Source organism: Pedobacter nyackensis (assembly GCF_032678475.1).
Taxonomy (GTDB): domain Bacteria; phylum Bacteroidota; class Bacteroidia; order Sphingobacteriales; family Sphingobacteriaceae; genus Pedobacter; species Pedobacter nyackensis_A.
The window spans coordinates 87688-105525 of the sequence record NZ_JAVTSF010000001.1 but is presented as its reverse complement, the minus strand read 5'-3'; the positions used below and the strand labels follow the sequence as shown (position 1 = coordinate 105525).

The following is a 17838-nucleotide window of genomic DNA, read 5'->3' as shown; positions in this document are numbered from 1 at the left end:
TTAACGACAAATTTTGAACATGAATGGAAAAGCGTGTGAAAAGAATATATTTTATAAGTGGTTTAGGTGCAGACAGAAGAGCTTTTAAAAAGTTAACCTTTCCATCGGATTTCGAATTAATATACATTGATTGGATTACTCCCGAAGCAGATGAATCCCTGGAAAATTACGCGCTTAGAATGGCACTTAAAATTGATACCTCTATCCCATTTTATTTAATTGGTCTTTCCTTTGGCGGAATGCTGGCTACAGAAATTTCAAAGAAGCTTGGCCCATTACATACTTTCATTATCTCCAGTTCACCTGTTTTCGAACAGTTACCCTGGTATTATAAAATGGCTGGTAGTCTAAGTTTACAGAAATTAGTTCCAGTTCATTTACTTAAAAAAGGTAATAATATTGGGCTAAGATTCATGGGAGCAAAAACACCTGACGAAAGGTTGTTATTAAAACAGCTAATAGTAGACAGTGATCCGCATTTCATGAAATGGGCTCTAACATGTATTTTAAAATGGAGAAATAAGGATCGTCCAGCCAATCTCACACATATTCACGGCACTGCTGATCATATTTTACCAATCAAATATTATAATCCTGATATCATCATACCACACGGCAGTCATTTTATGGTATATGCAAATGGTAAAGAAATCAGTGAGTATATTCAACAAAGCATCCGGTAAATCGCTTAAACCCTAAGTGACCCACGGAATCCCCTTGCTGCATAGTATGATTCGGCCCCATTGTGATACAAGAAGACTGTACCGTAACGATAATCACCAAAAACAGCGCCGCCGAGTTTTCTAATATCCGCCGGGGTTTCTAACCAGCTAGATGTTTTGGTATCGAACTTTCCAAATTGTTGCAACTTCCGGTATTGTTCTTCGGTTAGAAGCTCGATTCCCATATCAGCAGCCATACCCTTTGCGCTATTTGCCGGCTTATGTTCTTTTCTCGCCTCTAATGCTTCATGGTCATAACAAACACTTCTGCGACCTCTAGGGCTTTCCGCCGAACAATCGTAAAATATATATTCTCCGGTCTTTTCATCATAACCAATAACATCTGGTTCTCCACCTGTTATCTCCATTTCATCAAGCGTCCATAATTTTTCAGGACTGGCTTCCAATTTTGCTTGTATTTTAGGCCACTCTATATTTTTATGGCGATTCATATTTTTCTCAAAACGTGCTTTCAGTACTCCGATCAGTTCTTCACGCTGTACTGATGATAACTCACTCTTATTGTTATTCATATTGCTTATGCTTTAATCTTTATGTTATAAATATACATCAACATTGGGAATCATCAGATCCTTTATTGATTAACTAAATTGACTTTTCTTTCTGCAGGCCTGAAATACCAGGATGTTATGGTCAGGACAAGCAGCAATAAAGGCGGAAATATTTTGTCTAACGGGTTGCCCGACACAATATGCGAAAATATAGCCCCCGACATTGAAAAGAAAAAACCAGCATAAGCCCATTCCTTTAGTACAGGAAATTTAGGAACAAGTACCGCTAAGACTCCTAAAATTTTCCAAATGCCCAATAGGGTTAAAAAATAAAGAGGATAGCCTAGTTGTGTAATGTTATCTACTTCTTCTTTCATTTTGATCAACTGTACCATTCCGGTTGAAACCATGCCTAATGAAAGCCACAGCGTAGAAACCCAATAAATAATTTTATTTCTCTTTGTCATAATGTGTTATTTTAATTTGCTTACTACATTTTCCAATCTTGTATGCGCCATATTGATGCCCTGGGCAAAAGGAAGCTGCAAGATTTGATCTCTAAGCGCTACCGACCTGTATACAATATGCATATTGAGTTTACTCGTGTCATCGGTAAGTTTCTCAAATTCCAGAAACTCGAGCTGAACGGGAAAAGGTGTCCCCTCCATTTCAAAAGTCCGCACAATTCTTTTATTCGGACTAAACTCGTGGATTACTCCAGTAGCCTTAAATGCCAGATTACCTTTAGGATCACTTGTTTCAAATTCGTAGCTACCATGTTTCTTATTTTCAAGTTTCAGAACTTTTGTCCCCATCCATTGTTCAACAATATCGGGTTCAACATAAGCGGTAAAAAGCAATTCCAAAGGCAAATCAAATTCCCTTGTAATTACTAATTCCTGTTTACCATCTTCGGCATTAACTTTGGTTTTTCGTTCCATACTGTTTTATTTCTTTGGTTGATAGTTCTTCATTATTGATTCCAGTTTATTAAACCGATCATCCCACATTTTGCGAAATGGTTCGATAAAATCGGCGACTTGCTTCATGTTTTTCGCATTAATATTATAATAAATCTCCCTGCCATTCTGCGCTTGTTCAAGTAATTCGCACTCAGTGAGTATTTGCAAATGCTTTGAAACTGTGGGTCTTGCAGTGTCAAAATTTGAAGCTATTGCCCCTGCTGTCATGGATTGAGTCGCAAGCAACAATAATATCGCTCTTCTTGTTGGATCCGCTATCGCTTGAAATACATCACGTCTTAAATTCATTATGTAGTTATTTGACTACAAATATAAATGTAGTTATTTAACTACGCAATTATTTGATGAGTTTTTTTTAAGATTGAAAAAACTGCTAATCAAATAGGCAAAAAAACGTCCTGATTGTAACTACTGTACAACCAGGACGTTTTATTAAAATAACAAGCGGTATGGCTTTAATTAAAGATAGACTCAAGCTTTTTATGAAGCTCTTCTCCCCTTATATTTCTGGAAGTAATAACTTTCCCATCCTGTCCAATCAAAACCAGGTGTGGAATCCCGCGAACTCCATAGTCTCTGGCTACTACCGCCCGTTGGGTTAGATCTGAAACCTGTAACCAGGGCACTTTATCTTCTTCAACTGCTTGTAACCATTTTTTTCGGTCGGTATCCAGGGAAATGCTGATGATTGCAAAACCTTTGTCTTTATATTTTTCATATGCTTTAACAATATTTGGATTTTCGGCACGACAAGGCCCACACCAGCTTGCCCAGAAATCAAGTAATACCACTTTATTTTTAGCAACTACATCTTTTAAACGGACCGGTTTTCCGTTTGCCGTAGGTAAAGTAAAGTCAGGTGCCATTACTCCCGGACTGGTACGCATGTTAGCTGTGAGTAAATTACGCAGTTTAACGCCATGTACAGAAGCCTTAACAGACGGGCTCAAGGCTTCATAAACGGGATTATAACTTGCCGGGCTCATTTCTAAGCCAATATTCGTGTAAGCATTCATAATGCCGTAGGCTAGTGAATTGCTTTGATTAGGATTAGTTTTAAGGTATTTAAGAATAGCCGTCGCCCTTCTACTCAAAATTTCATCTGTTTTCATCAGTAATCTTTCTACAGAAGCAGCATTACCTTGTTCGCGACTTTCTTCAATTGCCTTCATGATTTCTCTTTCAAAAGGCTCTGATACGTTCTTATAAAATTCCATCAACTGTTCATGCGCAGGTGACCCCTTAACCTTGATCCCTTTAAATACGTACATAGAGTCTACATTTCCGGAGACTTCTATATTGGTGTTTTCCGCAAAAACATAAGAAAATGACGGAGATCCTTCTCTAAAAATATAGAGGGGCTCCGGTTCAGTAACCCTGGATTTTAATACAAAACTTCCATTTTTACTGGTCGTAAAATTTAACGTATCCAAACCTTTATCCTTATCCCGGCGAACCAGATAAACTTTACTGTCTTTTAAGTTTTCAAAATTACCAGTAATGGTAAGTCCTTGCTGGGCCATTGCCTGTGCTGAGAACAAGGAACATAATATCGCTATATATTTTTTCATAATTATCTTGGGTTTTGAGGCATTCCTGTCATTAGTATCACATTAGCTGGGATTGGCATTACATAACGCGGGTCGCCGGGTGGCAAAGTATAGGTATTACCATTTACGGTTCGGGTCAGTGTTTTGGCAAACCGGCTTTCCTTATTTAAACGTTGTAGGTCGTACCAGCGAATGTTCCTGAAAATCAACTCTTTCCTGCGTTCTGCCAATACCAGTACCAATGCTTGTTCGGCATTGGTTGCAGTAGCAGGAACATAACTGGCCGGAGTAATGCGTTTTATACGTAATGCATTCAAATCATTCAACGCTTCATCTTTCTTATCTTTACGTGCGTAACATTCTGCACGTACCAGATACATCTCAGCTATAGTTATACCATTAAAAGGATAAGGTGTACCGACATTTACCAACCCATCATGGTAATTACCTATAAAACGATAAACACCATTGGCCTGGGTTCTAAAAAATAATTCTCTACGTTTATCGCCAACAGGAAAATGCTCATTTAAGTATGCAGGTGTAACATTACATTGTGGTCCGTAAATAAATTCAGCACCTACGCTAACGTGTAATATCTCCTTGTTGTTATAAGTGGTTACGGCAAAGTTATTACCCACCAATGGTTGTGTATAATTATTATAATCCAACAATTGATCAGGCTTAGTTTTAATACATTTATCTGCATATTCAAATGCCTTATCATAATTACCCATTTGCAAATAAACCCTGGCCTTAAGTCCTAATGCGGCCGACTTTATTGGAGTTACATTTAGTTCTGTGCTCGCTGGCAACAACTGTTCAGCCTGATCAAGGTCTTTCAGGACACGATCATAGACTTCTTGTACTGTAGCCCTTTTCGGCTTAATATTGATATCCGCTTCATCACGCAATGGCACTCCGGGATCTGTTGCTGCCGTACCAGTATTATACTGTTTTGCAAAAGTCCTCACTAAATCAAAAAACGACTCAGCTTTATAATAGTAAGCCTGCCCCTTTAATTCATTCTGTTCTTGTATCGTACCTGTAGGATTATCGGCAAGTCCTTCTAAAACAGTATTGGCATAATAAATTTTAGTGTAAACTGCAGCCCAGCTCCTCACGTCGTCAGACTGTACAAATACATCTGAATTCCAGATATAGCAATTTTTGGTAAATGGAATAAAGAGTGCTTTATACTGCGCATCAGTGAGGTACATGTCGTCATCGGAGATATTCCCGAGTGATGGTACTACATTCATTACAGCCAGGTTGTTGAATAACATTTTAAAGTCTCCAACCGTTTTAGGGATTACCTTATCTTTAGGCTTTATATCCAGAAATTTCTCACAGCCGGTTACGCTAATGAGTATGATCAGGAGGGCCAGGTTTATATATTTCTTACACATATTGTTCAATTTAAAATTCAGGTTATAATGCTGCTCTAATACCAAATGCCCAGGTACGGACCGGAGGTATTGAATTTGGTATATAGTCGGGGTCTATCCCTTTATCATTTGCCCTCCATAGGATACCGACATTATTCACGAAGGTGTATAGTTGCAAACTCCCAAAAGGTAGATTTTTGATGGACTGTTTTAAATCATAAGAAAGTCCGATATCTTTTAAGCGGATATGCCCTCCATCTTCAACCATCAGATTAGAATAGTTGTAGGCCCAGTCTGCGGTAATCGGCGCATCGGTAATAAAAGCAGGTACACTCGTTATGGCCTCATCTCCAGCTTTCTGCCACCTCTGCGCAAAGTCCTTGTGTCCAAAGCCGCCATCAATCAATCTGTTATAGTAAATTGAAGAGCGCTTAAATTTATAACCAAATTTGTAATTGATGTGTGCAGTAAGTGTAAATCCTTTGTAAGTGAACTGGTTGGTCATGCCTCCAAACATTGTAGGGTTTGCATTTCCATTATACTCAGCACCTTCACGCGCAAAATAGATGTTGCTAAAATCGGTCACATTACCATCTGGTCCATATATCTGTGGCTGACCTTTATTATCTAAACCTGCCCATTTATAAGAATAAATACCATAAACTGGTTTACCCACCTGTGGATTAAAGCGTTCGGCGGTTAAATCAAAAGCAGTTGTGCTGTTATCTATTTCCAGGCTGGTTACTTCATCTTTGTTCCAGCCGAAAAGGAATTGCGTATTCCACTGAAATGCACCACGTAAGTTAACAGAGTTTAATTGAAGGTCAATACCTTCCCCTTTCATAGCTGCCACATTCGTACGTATAGAATTAAATCCGGAAGTCGGGTCAAGCTTCCAATCTCCAAAAAGATGATCTCCTTTTTTCGAATAGTATTCTAGTGAACCACTAAGGCGTTCGTTTTTTAGCGCCCAATCTGCGCCAAAGTTAATCTGCCTGGCCAATTCCCATTGTAGCAGCGGATTTGCCGGATTGGTGATGTTAGCATATGGCCTGCGGGTACTTTGATGTAATCCCATAATCATCGCAGTAGCATAAGCCGTTACTGATTTATCAATGTTAGCATTGTAACCATAGCTGGCCCTTAACTTAAGTACACCCAACCAGGATGAATTAAAGAACTCCTCCTGATCAATGCGCCACAAACCACCTAAAGACCATAATGGAACGTTACGGTCGCGGGTTTTAACGCCAAAAAGATTACTTTGATCAATACGGCCACTTGCTGATAGCGTGTAACGGTTAAGGTAAGTATACGAAGCGTTAGCAAAAGTAGAGATGAAACGGTCTCTATATTCAACCACATAAGACGGGATACTTAATTTTTGCGCGTATCCAAAATAAGTTGGGATCTGGTTTACATAGTCAACCGGTTGATGGGTAAGGACATTGTCGTCATAGCCATACAAACTATTTCCATTACGGGTTGCAAACATATCCCTTACTTCGGCACCAGCAATAGCCACTACCTGGTGCTTATTCTGATCATAACTTTTGTTAAAGTTTAGCTGTCCTCTAAACACCTGTGTGTTAGATAAACCATTGGTAATTCCCAACCTGCTTCCTAATGGGATACCATAGTTTAGTCCACCTCCGGTTTTTATACTGGAATACTGGTTAATCATACTCTTTAATGCGTAGCTATTCTGATCCTCCAATGTGCGGTTTTCATTTGTATTTCTTTCCAGCTGGTAACGTAGTTCGGCACTTAGTCCTGGTATTACATCATACTTTAAACCCGCTGCAATGCGAGTATTAAAGAACTTGTTTTTCTTATTATTAAGTGTTAGTTCATTAACAGGATAAAATCTCCAGTCAAGTAATCCCTTTGCTGTTGCATCGTTAATAAAATCCCGACCGTAGCTAGTTTGAATAGCAGCAGGATTACCCAGATTATCCGTAAAACTGGTGTACATATCTGCAGTTCTGTTACCTCTGGTCGCATCATTAAAATCTAAACCATTGTTTATTGAGTTTTTCATCGTGGTAGACAACGATGCACTTAGCTCCAGGCCTTTTGTTAGTTTGGTTGTATTATCAAACAACAAGGTAATCCTGTCATTCTCTGATCCAATATATTCACTAACAGACCGGTCGTAACCGCCCGATAAATAGGAACGTGAACGTTGAGAACCCATACTCATATTTAAAGCATATTGTTGCATTACACTTTGACGAAGGAAATTTTTGGTGTATTCATTTCTAACATCTTTGCCCTGTAAAGCGGCAATCGCCGATTGTGCTTCTGTTGCACTTAGCTTACCGTCCTTCACATCCTGTAAAAATTGTACTACCGGTGGAATTGGCTCTCTTCCGTCTGCAATTTTATCATCATACAAACCCTCTGCATAAGCGTCTTGCTGAAGTTGAATTTGATCGGCCGTTTTCATAAAAGGCTTATAAAACATATCCGGTTTGCCACCAATAGTAATGTTACTATTGAAATTGATACTGGCAGCCTGATTAAATTTCCCTTTCCGGGTTGTAATCACCACCACACCGTTGCCGGAGAGTACCCCCCAAATGGATGCTGCCGCGGCATCCTTTAAAACGGTAATGCTTTCAATATCATTTGGATTCAGGTCATTTACGTCACCTTCAAAAGGGAAGCCATCAACCACAATTAGTGGTGCATCATTTGCATTTATGGTACTTCGACCACGTACAGAAAGCGTACTTCCACCACCACGGTTCATCACTAAACCACTGGTAATGCCCTCTAGCCTGCTGATTACATCAGTAGATACTTTACTGTTAAAATCCTTCATATCTACAACGGCAAAAGAGCCTGCTGCCCTTTCTTTAGGAAGATTTTGATAACCAGTACTCACAATCTCTACAGCATCTAATTTACCCGAACTTAAGTTCAATTTGATCGCACTGAGGTTTTCCGTGGCGTTGATTTCGACAGTCTGATACCCCAGGTATGAAATAACCAAAGTGGCCTTTTCATTTATGTTTGTTAAAAGAAATTCTCCTTTAGCATTGGTGATTGCGGAGATATTGAGTCCTTTCACTTTTACAGTTGCACCGGGAAGCGGTTGATTATTTTCATCTAGTACCCTCCCCCGTATATCTATATTTACAAAAGCAGCCACGACCTTATCTAAAAATGAAGGCGTTTTCTTTTTGAGTACAATGGTTTTATTGACCAGATCATAAATGAAGCCTTCAGTTCCTAATACTTTATCCATTACACTTGTAATTGGCGTGTTCTTAAATGCTGCGTTAATTGTCCTGTTCGCATTAAACTGATCAGATGGCCAGATTACATTGTAACCTGTTTGTTTTCTTATCTCAGCAAATACTCGTTTCACCGTTACCTTATTTTGGCTGTAGGTTAAGTTTTGTGCAAATCCGGTAGCATTAACCTGCATTAAAAAGGTTAACATAATGACCGCAATTATTTTCATAATTCTTACCAATTGTGTTGCACCAGAAGGTGCAAACGATTTTATAGTATAAATTTTATACATTTACGTTTGTCTTGTTAAATACATTAATAGGTTGTTTTCAGCAATTTTTAAAGGTCTTTCAAGACATATTGCCGTAACTCTGATTCGACCCTGAGTTGCGGCTTTTTTATCTTGAGCCTTTTTAAAGGGATAGCCCTTTAAGGTGCTCTTTTAGTTTTCATTTGTTGGCTGGTTTAGTTGACTATTTTTTGTTGATTTATATAGGGCTTACTGTTATTTTTCTACCTTCTACTTTAAATTTTACCAAATTGGTGCGTTCTAATACTTGTATCAACTGCGAAACTTTCTGAAAGCGGGATACACCGCCACTAAATTGCTGATTGATGATCTCGTTATTGGTATAAAACACATCTACATCGTACCATCTGGAAACCATTTTCATGATTTCACCGAGGCTTAAATCTGTAAACATGAACATTCCGGCTTTCCATGCCATGGCTTCTTCTACATCAACATTGCTTATGGTAATATTTTTTTCTTTTAAACGGGCTTGCTGGCCTGGTTTAAGTTCTCGATTGTTTACCAATACTGCTCCTTCCAGCAATGTCGTTTTTACGCTTGCCTCATCTGGATAACTGCTGATGTTGAAATGTGTTCCCAATACCTTTACTATCTGATTAGCGGAACTGACAATAAAAGGATGCTGCTTGTCTTTACTAACCTCAAAATAAGCCTCGCCTACTAAATGAACTCTACGTTCATTCCTGGCGGCAAAATTGGCGGGGTATTTTAATGAAGAAAGGGCATTTAACCAAACTTTCGAACCATCAGGAAGCTGAACCTGATACGTCTCTCCTCTACCTGTGGAAAGGGTGTTCATCATATTTGATGCTGTCGCAGAGTTTTGATCGTTTACAGCCACGTAGATTAGCTGTCCTTCTTTAGTTTTGGTGATCTGCACCCCAGCTTCTCTACCAACTTCAGCAGTTAATAAGTCGTTGAGTATAATTTTTTTACCGTTTGCAAGGGTTAAAGTTGCGCTTCTTTTTCCCGGTGCAATATCGGTGATGGGGGTTACACTACCTTTATCCATATTTATGTTCCCATAGTGAATTGCATAGAAATAAGTTCCTATTCCAATCAAGGCCAGAGTAGCAGCAATACCCGCTACACGTGACCATAACCTTACTTTATGAATTGGCTTTGATTGATCCTGTTGTATATTCTTTTGCAACCGGGAAAACATACGGTCCCGCACTTCCATTTCGATACCTGGAAATTCAGCATCATGGTAAGCCGTATCTCGATACCAGTTTTGCAGAAGTTCCAATTCTTCTGCATTTGCCCTGTTATGGGTATACTTATCTATTAATTCGTTAATTCGTTTTTTATCCATTTTCATCCTTGCTAATGGTAGGGTGATTTTTATGGATGTACTTTGAAAAGCGAAGTACCCTACATGGATTTAAAAAAAAATTAAAAAAGATGTTTCCAGATACCTGGTAGAATCAAAAGAGATAAACCCGTTTCATTTAAGTTATTGCGTACTGTCTTTAATGCACGGGTAAGATTAGCCTCTACTCCTTTTTCTGAAATGTTCATTTTTTCAGCAATTTCGGCATTGGTCAACCCTTCTATCCTGCTATAATGGAACGTGAGTCTGCACTTTTCAGGAAGCTGCTCTACGATTCCGTTTATATACTCTTTGAGAAAAAGTGCATCTAACTTTTCTTCCTCATTTACCGTTTCATCAAACTTGTAGTTTTCTTTCGCTAATTGCTGACGTTTACTTTCCTGCTGGTAATATTTGAAGATACTAAATTTTACGCAGGTCGTTAAAAAAGCAGCTACATTGACAATAATACTGGTTTTCCGCTTGTTCCACAGTGTAATAAAAACATCGTGAACCAAATCTTCTGCATTCGTTTTGTCTTTAGTATGATTCCAGGCCACCAGCAACATTTTTTTCCAATATCTATCATAAATCTCAGCAAAAGCATGCTGATCACCCAAGGTCATTTGCCCCAGTAATTCCTGATCAGTAAACTTGCTGTAAGCGGCCATGGTAATATCCTATGATTATTGATTGAAAATACTTCGCAAGTCTATGTATTTTCAATCAATAATCATTGGTAATTTTTCTCTTAACTAAAATTATCCACCAAGCTATTCTAATCGTAGTGTTTTAATTTAGTTCAAAAGTATCTCATCGATAAATACCCACGCAGGCTGTCCCTTACCAGGATGCCAATCCGGAAGCTTTTTCAGGTTTTTGACAACAATCTTCAGATAAGAAACATTTTGGCTTTTAAATCTTGCTGCAATTTCCATCAGTGCCTGTGGATCACCTTCTTTAGTCGGCTCAGGTTTTACGCTACTTAAGAGGCGAAGTTTGTCCTTCTCGGCTCCTCCCCATACTTCAACAGCTACAGGAGCAAGAACATAAGAAGGAAGATTTCTCATCACATTTAAACTAACAGTCTGTAGGTTTACCGGCTGCTTGAAGAATAATAAAGTTTCTAAATTATTATTTCTCACACCAATCCATTTGCCGGAATTGATGTCATAATCTCCAAACTCAAGATCTGAAAATACTTTTGCTGTTCCCGATTTATATTTATCGTCAGGTGGTAGTAGAAATATAATAGTATCTGCCTTATATCCACTCTTGTAACGCTTGGATGTAATAGTTTCACTTCCATACCAACCTGGTTTGTATGCTTTTGCTTTTACAGTTGCACTTTCTTTAAGCTGAATTGGTTGCGTATACAAACTGGATTTCAAACTGTCTGGCTCCGTTCCATCTAATGTATAACGGATTTGCACGCCATTAATCGGGTGCTTCAATTGCAAAGCCAGAGATGTTTTGAAAACAGCCTCCTTAGTAACTATCACTGGTTGGTTTAACCTAAGCGGATGTTTGCCATCATCTTTAAAGCCAGAAATTACGGCAATACCTTTGTTTGCTTTTTGGAGCTGCTGTAGCTCTGCATCACTAAGTTTGGTATTCCATAACACCATTTTCTTTAGACTCTTCATATCGGTCATATTCTTAGCAAACTCATAAGTTACTTTAGTCCCCGATAAAGACAAACTACTTAAATGTTTTAAGGCTTTTAGTTCCTTTAACCCTGCTCCTGTAATGTTGGTAAAATTAAGGTTCAGTGTTCTCAGGTTTTCAAAACTGGCAATTGTTTTCAATTCTTCATCACGGACCGGAAGTCCATTCAGATCCAGAGAAACAATTTGTTTTTTTATTTCTTCGAGTTCCTTTAACGCTTCTGGCTTATATACACTTTTATTGTAAATATTTACAGCTAATGCCGGAGAGCCTTTTGCCAATGTATAAACAATCCTATAGTTGTTATTGAGCTTTTTAATTGTTTTTTCATTTGCAGCAGAAAATTCATAGGTTGGCTCAGCGGTTACTACAGGTGCCAGAAAGGTAGTTGCTAACATCCTTAAAGAATCTTGAGCTGGTAAATCGACCACTTTCTTTTTTACCTCTGCGTTACTTTTAATCCATAAGTTTAAAAGTGCAATTTCATCATCAGTCAATTGGCTCTTGCCCTTTGGTGGCATATGTTTTTTATCATCCACAGGAAGATGGATCCGCTCCAGCAATAAGCTAATTTCAGGTTTTCCGGGCACAAACAACTTCCCGCTTTTGCCTCCTTTAAGCATAGCGGCCGAATTGTGTATCATTAAACTTCCTTTTGCTTTTTCCGGATTATGACAGCTCAGGCATTTTTGAGAAAAAACAGGTAAAATTACATCTTCAAACACCCTGGCTTCTGCCAGAGGTACCTGGGGCAATTCTTTTACTGTTGTAACGGGTTCCAACACAAAGTTTTCTCCATGCGTTAATGATGCACCATAATGACCTGCAGCAATTAAACAGAGTGTAGTCATTATTGCCCCTGTTCTGGCTAAAGCAGTCTTATACCATGATGCATTCCTGCACCAATATATAATGGAAGCCATAAATACCAGGCCTACACCAGTCCATTTATGCCATTGCAGCACACTGCCAGAATACCCTTCTTCTTTAGACAAGAATAAGCCCATAATCACGGTCACTGCTGAAAGAATAGCTCCGGAAAGTAAGAGACCAGAAGTAAAACTCTGGTATAACCGCTCTTTAAGATAGGCTTCTTTAAACCGAAAAAACTCCAGTAGCATCGCCAGCATGAGAATTACAATTGGAAAATGCAGAATCATTGGATGCATTCTGCCCAATGGCTGTAGCCAATATGGAACAGCTATTTTATCTCCAAAAACAAGCAAAAAAATGATAAATACATTAGCTGCGAACAGCACATGTTCTGCTAAACCTTTAAAAGTTACTCTCATAAATAAAAACTATACCCTTGTAAATTTATAAGGATAAACTTTTCCTGAAGCCCATTGTGCTACATACAAGTTTTCATCATCATCAACGCATACATCATGGGGATTCAACAAAATCTTTTCTCCCTGGCTCATGGGCTGTAGCAGCCCATCTTTATACACTGGCATGTTACCTCCAATATTTGAGACTACTTTATTTTCCTTATTTAGGATTGTCGTAAAACCACTTCCATCCTTATTGAGATCCGGTGAACGCAATACGGCAGCATAGAGATAGTCATTTTTTATTACAGGGCGGCAAACGCATGCTCCAGGAAGCTGGATAATCTCTTTTAAATTGCCTTGCATATCAAAGCGTTTAAAGCAGTTCCGGGTTCTATCGGTAACCAGCAGTGATGGAGTTCCATCGCGTTTGTCAATACAAACCCCATGGGCATTGTCCAAATGTTTCGTTTCTGGTCCTCTGCCTCCGAAATGGCCCAATAATTTGCCATCAGCACTGTAATGAAAGACATATTGCAAGCCATATCCATCGGCAATAAAGAAATCGCCGTTATCAGCCACAGCTGTTTCGGTAGGAACAAATTCTTCTTTCTTTTTATATAAACCAGACTCCATCGGACAGTCAATCGTCATCAGAACTTTTCCATCCAGAGTCGTTTTATAAACCTGGTGTCTGTTGGTGTCGGTTATAAAAAGATATTCTTTACCATTTTCCTTAGCCAGGGTAAGTCCATGTGCTCCAGGAAACTCATGTCCCCAGGAGTCCATCAGCTTCCCGGATTTATTATAGATAAGAATGTTATTCTTTGTTTCATTGGTCAATAAAATGATCCTTCCTTTTGCATCCTGTACCATTTCATGACAATCATTTACCGGATGTTTTAAAGGATTCAGCTGTCCCCATTTGGTATCCAGCCTATAACGCATATTATTATGCCCATATACAGGTCCTTTCGGTTTTGCAAAAAGGTCTTTTGCAATAAAAAAACTTGCTGAAAGGATAGTCGTATTTTTTATAAATGTTCTTCTCTGCATAAATATTTTAGATTAATATGTCTTTTATAACCTTTCCGGAAACATCTGTCAGTCTATAACGACGGCCCAAATGTTTAAATACAAGTTTCTCGTGATTCAATCCCAGTTGATGAAGGACTGTAGCCTGAAAGTCATGTACATGTACAGGATTTGAAACCACGTTGTAACCGAACTCATCTGATTCCCCATATACTATCCCTGGTTTCACGCCACCTCCGGCCATCCATATACTAAAACAGCGTGGATGATGATCGCGTCCATAATTATCTTTAGTCATCTTTCCCTGGCTGTAATTAGTGCGACCAAATTCACCACCCCAGATCACCAATGTTTCGTCCAGCAAACCTCTTTGTTTCAGGTCAGTAATTAATGCAGCTGATGCCTGGTCAACATCTTTCGCTTGTCCGGCCATTTCCGATGGAAGATTGCCATGCTGATCCCATCCCTGGTGATAAAGCTGAACGAAACGAACACCGTTTTCACTTAGTTTTCTCGCCAGCAAACAATTGGCAGCAAAAGTTCCAGGTACCAGACAATCTGGTCCATAAAGCTTAATGATGTCATCAGGCTCCTTACTCAGGTCTGTAATTTCCGGTACAGCAGTCTGCATTCTATAGGCCATTTCATATTGTTGTACCTTTGCATTAATCTCCGGATCACCGAATTCTTTGTAGGAGAGGTCATTCATTTGAGCAAGCTGATCCAGCATCTTTCTCCTTTCGAACCTATCCAGTCCTTCAGGATCTTTCAAATATAGCACCGGGTCTTCACCACTGCTAAATTGTACACCCTGATGAGTAGAATCAAGAAATCCATTTGTCCAGAGTTTGGAATATACCCCCTGCCCATTGCCTTTACCTCTTGACAATAATACAGTAAAGGCCGGCAGGTTTTTATTTTCACTGCCTAAGCCATAACTTAACCAAGCCCCCATACTAGGTCTGTTGCCTTGTTGGGCACCAGTTTGAAAAAATGTTAAAGCCGGATCATGGTTGATCGCTTCGGTATGCATGGATTTGATGATACAAATATCGTCTACCACCTTTGCAGTATACGGGAACAGATCACTTATCCATGCTCTGGAGTTACCATACTGTTTAAAGTCGTAGTAGGATCCAACCAGCGGAAAAGAGGCCTGATTTGCTGTCATTCCAGTCAGTCGCTGTCCCAGACGGATTGATGCCGGAAGTTCCTGCCCCATCATTTCCCTAAGCTTTGGTTTATAGTCGAACGACTCCAACTGCGAGGGTGCCCCATTCTGAAACAGGTAAATTACTCGCTTTGCCTTTGGAGCAAATTCAGGAATTCCCGGAGGAAGTGTGCTTTCATCCATCCCACCGGTAAATAGATCCGGGATAAGTAAGGAGCCCAGCGCCACACTACCAAGACCTAAACTGAGTTTGGATAAAAAGCGGCGCCTGTTAAAATTAAGTCCATGTTCAAAAAATTCCTTTTCCATATATCAGGTTTTGGTAATGGTTTCTTCTAAATTATAAATAGTGGTTATTACCTGCATCATTGCTGCTAAACTGCGTTTATCAATTTTATCAGGTAAAGGGTATTGCCCAACTGCTAGTGCTTTTTCTGCCTTTGATTTTTGTTGAAATACTTTTAGCTGGTCAGCATAATAGGAATTCAGTAATTGAACCTCTTTCTCGTTAGGGTTTCTGCAAACAATCATGCGAAATCCTTTCACTAATTTAGCCTCAGCACTGGTATTTTCTTTTAACAACCTGGCAGCTAAAACACGTGAAGCTTCAAGTACCGCAGGGTCATTCATCATCACTAATGCCTGTAATGGCGTATTCGTATTTAAGCGCTTTACTTCACATTGATCCCTGTTACTGGCATCGAAAATGGCCATAGTTGGTGGTGGAACGGTGCGTTTTATAAAAGTATACATACCTCTTCTATATAAGCTGTTTCCGCTATCCTGTTTGTAGTTTGCAAGAATTCCGCGACCTGAGGTTGCGGCTTCCCAAAGCCCGGCAGGTTGATAAGGCTTTACACTCGGCCCGCCGATAGTCTTCACCAAAAGGCCGCTACTTGCTAAAACCACATCTCTAACCGATTCTGCAGGAATACGATAACGTGGAGCCCTGCTTAGTAGTATATTTTCCGGATCTGTTTTCAGTTTTTCTGCAGACACTACTGCAGACTGCTGATAGGTAGCAGAACTTACAATCTGTTTAACCAAACGCTTGATATCCCATCCATGATTCATAAAATCTACTGCCAACCAATCCAGTAGTTCCGGGTGAGATGGGAGTTCACCCTGCATACCGAAATCTCCGGAAGTTTTCACAATACCTCGTCCAAAAAACTCCTGCCATACCTGGTTTACAAAGACTCTTGAGGTCAATGGATTCTTTTTATCAAATAACCATTTAGATAATCCAAGTCGGTTTTTAGCATACTCTTTGCTGAAAGATAATACCGACTGAGGTGTTCCTGCTTCTACCTCTGTGCCATGGTCATCATATACACCCCTGTTCAGGATATATGTTTTTCTAAGCGTATCCTGGTCCCCCATCACCGAAACAATGAGTTTATTGGTGTCTTGCTTATTTACAAATGAGAGTATCTTTTTAATGTCCTGATTGCTGATCTCCATTAAAGGTTTTTTGGCATAAGTTTCCGGACCTCCTACACTGGATTCGAGACCAACTTCTTTTACATTATTAAAGAAAGCGTACACCTGGTAGTATTCTTTTTGCGAAAAGGGATCGTATTTGTGATCATGACAGTGGGCACATTCTAAAGTAACCCCTAAAAGAGCTTTACCAAAGGTATTTGTACGGTCGCTCACATATTCTACACGGTATTCTTCATCAATTACCCCTCCCTCTTCTGTAATCTTATGGTTGCGGTTGAAGCCGGTAGCCAACAGTTGTTCTTTTGTCGCATTAGGCATGAGGTCTCCAGCCAGTTGCCAGGTGATAAACTGGTCATATGGTATATTTTTATTAAAAGCATGGATTACCCAGTCTCTCCACGGCCATTGAGAACGGTAATTGTCATCCTGGTATCCATGCGAATCAGCATATCGGGAAACGTCCAGCCAATGCAGTGCCATTTTTTCTCCATAGGCCGGACTTTGCAATAATGATTCTACAACTTTCGCGTAGGCATTACTACTACCGTCTGCAAGGAATTTATCCATCATTTCTATACTGGGTGGCAAACCGGTGAGGTCCAGGCTCACTCTTTTCAATATTCTTTCTTTATCCGCCTGTGGATTAGGTTCTACTCTTTTCTGTTCCAGTTTCTGAAGGATGAAATGATCAATCTCATTTTTTGTCCATTCTTCATTTTTAACTTTTGGAACATTTGGTTTCACAGGGGGGGTAAAGGCCCAGTGACGCTCATACTTAGCCCCTTGTTTAATCCATTTTTCTATTACTGAAATTTCATGTGCACTCAGTTTTAGATTAGAAGATTTCGGTGGCATAATCAACGCTGAATCCTTTGAGGAAATTCGAAGAAAAACCTCAGAAAGTAACGGTTTAAATGGGACCAATGCGTGTGCAGAAGGTTTTTCCTTCAATGCTTTGTAAGCAGCTTCCTCAATGTCTAACCTCAGTCCGGCCTCCCTTTTATTTGCATCGGGTCCATGACAGATAAAACATTTATCCGACAAGATGGGTCTTACATGAAAATTGTAACTGATATTGTCTGGAACCTCTTCCTCAACAACCTGATCTCCAGACGAATTGCAGGCTTGTATAACATAAAGAATACCCACAAACGCCAGCATTAAACAAAAAAGCCTGCGATACATACAAATGTTTTATTTGGTTTACAAAGTGCTGGTAGATTTACC

14 protein-coding genes are annotated in these 17838 nt (G+C 39.4%); 1 reads left to right on the top strand and 13 read right to left on the bottom strand.

Annotated elements, in window-relative coordinates; translation table 11 throughout:
- Positions 1 to 23: 23 nt before the first annotated feature.
- Positions 24 to 683, top strand: coding sequence for an alpha/beta hydrolase (locus R2Q84_RS00425; RefSeq protein WP_316814539.1), 660 nt, complete (start codon positions 24 to 26; stop codon positions 681 to 683).
- Between the two features lie 5 nt (positions 684 to 688).
- Here the strand turns inward: R2Q84_RS00425 and R2Q84_RS00420 are convergent, their stop codons facing one another.
- The 13 genes from R2Q84_RS00420 to R2Q84_RS00360 all read right to left on the bottom strand — a co-directional run bounded on the left by R2Q84_RS00420 (position 689) and on the right by R2Q84_RS00360 (position 17796).
- A complete protein-coding gene (locus tag R2Q84_RS00420; RefSeq protein ID WP_316814538.1) occupies positions 689 to 1255 on the bottom strand; it encodes a DUF4256 domain-containing protein in 567 nt (188 codons plus the stop codon).
- Positions 1256 to 1317: 62 nt separating this feature from the next.
- Positions 1318 to 1701, bottom strand: coding sequence for a DoxX family protein (locus R2Q84_RS00415; RefSeq protein ID WP_316814537.1), 384 nt, complete (start codon positions 1699 to 1701; stop codon positions 1318 to 1320).
- A gap of 6 nt (positions 1702 to 1707) precedes the next feature.
- Positions 1708 to 2175, bottom strand: coding sequence for an SRPBCC domain-containing protein (locus R2Q84_RS00410; RefSeq protein ID WP_316814536.1), 468 nt, complete (start codon positions 2173 to 2175; stop codon positions 1708 to 1710).
- Between the two features lie 6 nt (positions 2176 to 2181).
- On the bottom strand, positions 2182 to 2505 hold the full coding sequence (locus R2Q84_RS00405; RefSeq protein WP_316814535.1) for a metalloregulator ArsR/SmtB family transcription factor: 324 nt from the start codon (positions 2503 to 2505) through the stop codon (positions 2182 to 2184).
- Positions 2506 to 2672: 167 nt separating this feature from the next.
- On the bottom strand, positions 2673 to 3788 hold the full coding sequence (locus R2Q84_RS00400; protein ID WP_316814534.1) for a TlpA disulfide reductase family protein: 1116 nt from the start codon (positions 3786 to 3788) through the stop codon (positions 2673 to 2675).
- Positions 3789 to 3790: 2 nt separating this feature from the next.
- A complete protein-coding gene (locus tag R2Q84_RS00395; protein ID WP_316814533.1) occupies positions 3791 to 5173 on the bottom strand; it encodes a RagB/SusD family nutrient uptake outer membrane protein in 1383 nt (460 codons plus the stop codon).
- A gap of 22 nt (positions 5174 to 5195) precedes the next feature.
- Positions 5196 to 8687 (bottom strand): SusC/RagA family TonB-linked outer membrane protein, encoded by a 3492-nt coding sequence (locus tag R2Q84_RS00390; RefSeq protein ID WP_316814532.1) that lies wholly within the window; start codon positions 8685 to 8687, stop codon positions 5196 to 5198.
- A 196-nt stretch (positions 8688 to 8883) separates the two neighbouring features.
- Entirely contained in the window at positions 8884 to 10023 is a 1140-nt protein-coding gene (locus R2Q84_RS00385) for a FecR family protein (RefSeq protein WP_316814531.1), read from the bottom strand.
- An 80-nt stretch (positions 10024 to 10103) separates the two neighbouring features.
- On the bottom strand, positions 10104 to 10691 hold the full coding sequence (locus R2Q84_RS00380) for an RNA polymerase sigma-70 factor (protein WP_316814530.1): 588 nt from the start codon (positions 10689 to 10691) through the stop codon (positions 10104 to 10106).
- Between the two features lie 126 nt (positions 10692 to 10817).
- Positions 10818 to 12980 carry an FN3 associated domain-containing protein gene (locus R2Q84_RS00375; RefSeq protein ID WP_316814529.1) on the bottom strand — a complete coding sequence of 721 codons (2163 nt, stop codon included), beginning with the start codon at positions 12978 to 12980 and terminating at the stop codon, positions 10818 to 10820.
- A 9-nt stretch (positions 12981 to 12989) separates the two neighbouring features.
- Positions 12990 to 14015, bottom strand: coding sequence for a hypothetical protein (locus tag R2Q84_RS00370; protein ID WP_316814528.1), 1026 nt, complete (start codon positions 14013 to 14015; stop codon positions 12990 to 12992).
- Positions 14016 to 14022: 7 nt separating this feature from the next.
- On the bottom strand, positions 14023 to 15474 hold the full coding sequence (locus R2Q84_RS00365) for a DUF1501 domain-containing protein (protein ID WP_316814527.1): 1452 nt from the start codon (positions 15472 to 15474) through the stop codon (positions 14023 to 14025).
- A 3-nt stretch (positions 15475 to 15477) separates the two neighbouring features.
- Positions 15478 to 17796, bottom strand: a complete 2319-nt coding sequence (locus R2Q84_RS00360) for a PSD1 and planctomycete cytochrome C domain-containing protein (RefSeq protein ID WP_316814526.1) — start codon at positions 17794 to 17796, stop codon at positions 15478 to 15480.
- Positions 17797 to 17838: the final 42 nt, after the last annotated feature.

Bases quoted from the DNA above. Each gene is read 5' to 3' on its own strand.
- R2Q84_RS00380 (WP_316814530.1), bottom strand. From the start codon at position 10,691: ATGGCCGCTTACAGCAAGTTTACTGATCAGGAATTACTGGGGCAAATG.
- R2Q84_RS00375 (WP_316814529.1), bottom strand. From the start codon at position 12,980: ATGAGAGTAACTTTTAAAGGTTTAGCAGAACATGTGCTGTTCGCAGCT.
- R2Q84_RS00425 (WP_316814539.1), top strand. From the start codon at position 24: ATGGAAAAGCGTGTGAAAAGAATATATTTTATAAGTGGTTTAGGTGCA.
- R2Q84_RS00410 (WP_316814536.1), bottom strand. From the start codon at position 2,175: ATGGAACGAAAAACCAAAGTTAATGCCGAAGATGGTAAACAGGAATTA.
- R2Q84_RS00365 (WP_316814527.1), bottom strand. From the start codon at position 15,474: ATGGAAAAGGAATTTTTTGAACATGGACTTAATTTTAACAGGCGCCGC.
- R2Q84_RS00390 (WP_316814532.1), bottom strand. From the start codon at position 8,687: ATGTATAAAATTTATACTATAAAATCGTTTGCACCTTCTGGTGCAACA.
- R2Q84_RS00370 (WP_316814528.1), bottom strand. From the start codon at position 14,015: ATGCAGAGAAGAACATTTATAAAAAATACGACTATCCTTTCAGCAAGT.
- R2Q84_RS00405 (WP_316814535.1), bottom strand. From the start codon at position 2,505: ATGAATTTAAGACGTGATGTATTTCAAGCGATAGCGGATCCAACAAGA.
- R2Q84_RS00420 (WP_316814538.1), bottom strand. From the start codon at position 1,255: ATGAATAACAATAAGAGTGAGTTATCATCAGTACAGCGTGAAGAACTG.
- R2Q84_RS00400 (WP_316814534.1), bottom strand. From the start codon at position 3,788: ATGAAAAAATATATAGCGATATTATGTTCCTTGTTCTCAGCACAGGCA.
- R2Q84_RS00385 (WP_316814531.1), bottom strand. From the start codon at position 10,023: ATGGATAAAAAACGAATTAACGAATTAATAGATAAGTATACCCATAAC.
- R2Q84_RS00395 (WP_316814533.1), bottom strand. From the start codon at position 5,173: ATGTGTAAGAAATATATAAACCTGGCCCTCCTGATCATACTCATTAGC.
- R2Q84_RS00415 (WP_316814537.1), bottom strand. From the start codon at position 1,701: ATGACAAAGAGAAATAAAATTATTTATTGGGTTTCTACGCTGTGGCTT.
- R2Q84_RS00360 (WP_316814526.1), bottom strand. From the start codon at position 17,796: ATGTATCGCAGGCTTTTTTGTTTAATGCTGGCGTTTGTGGGTATTCTT.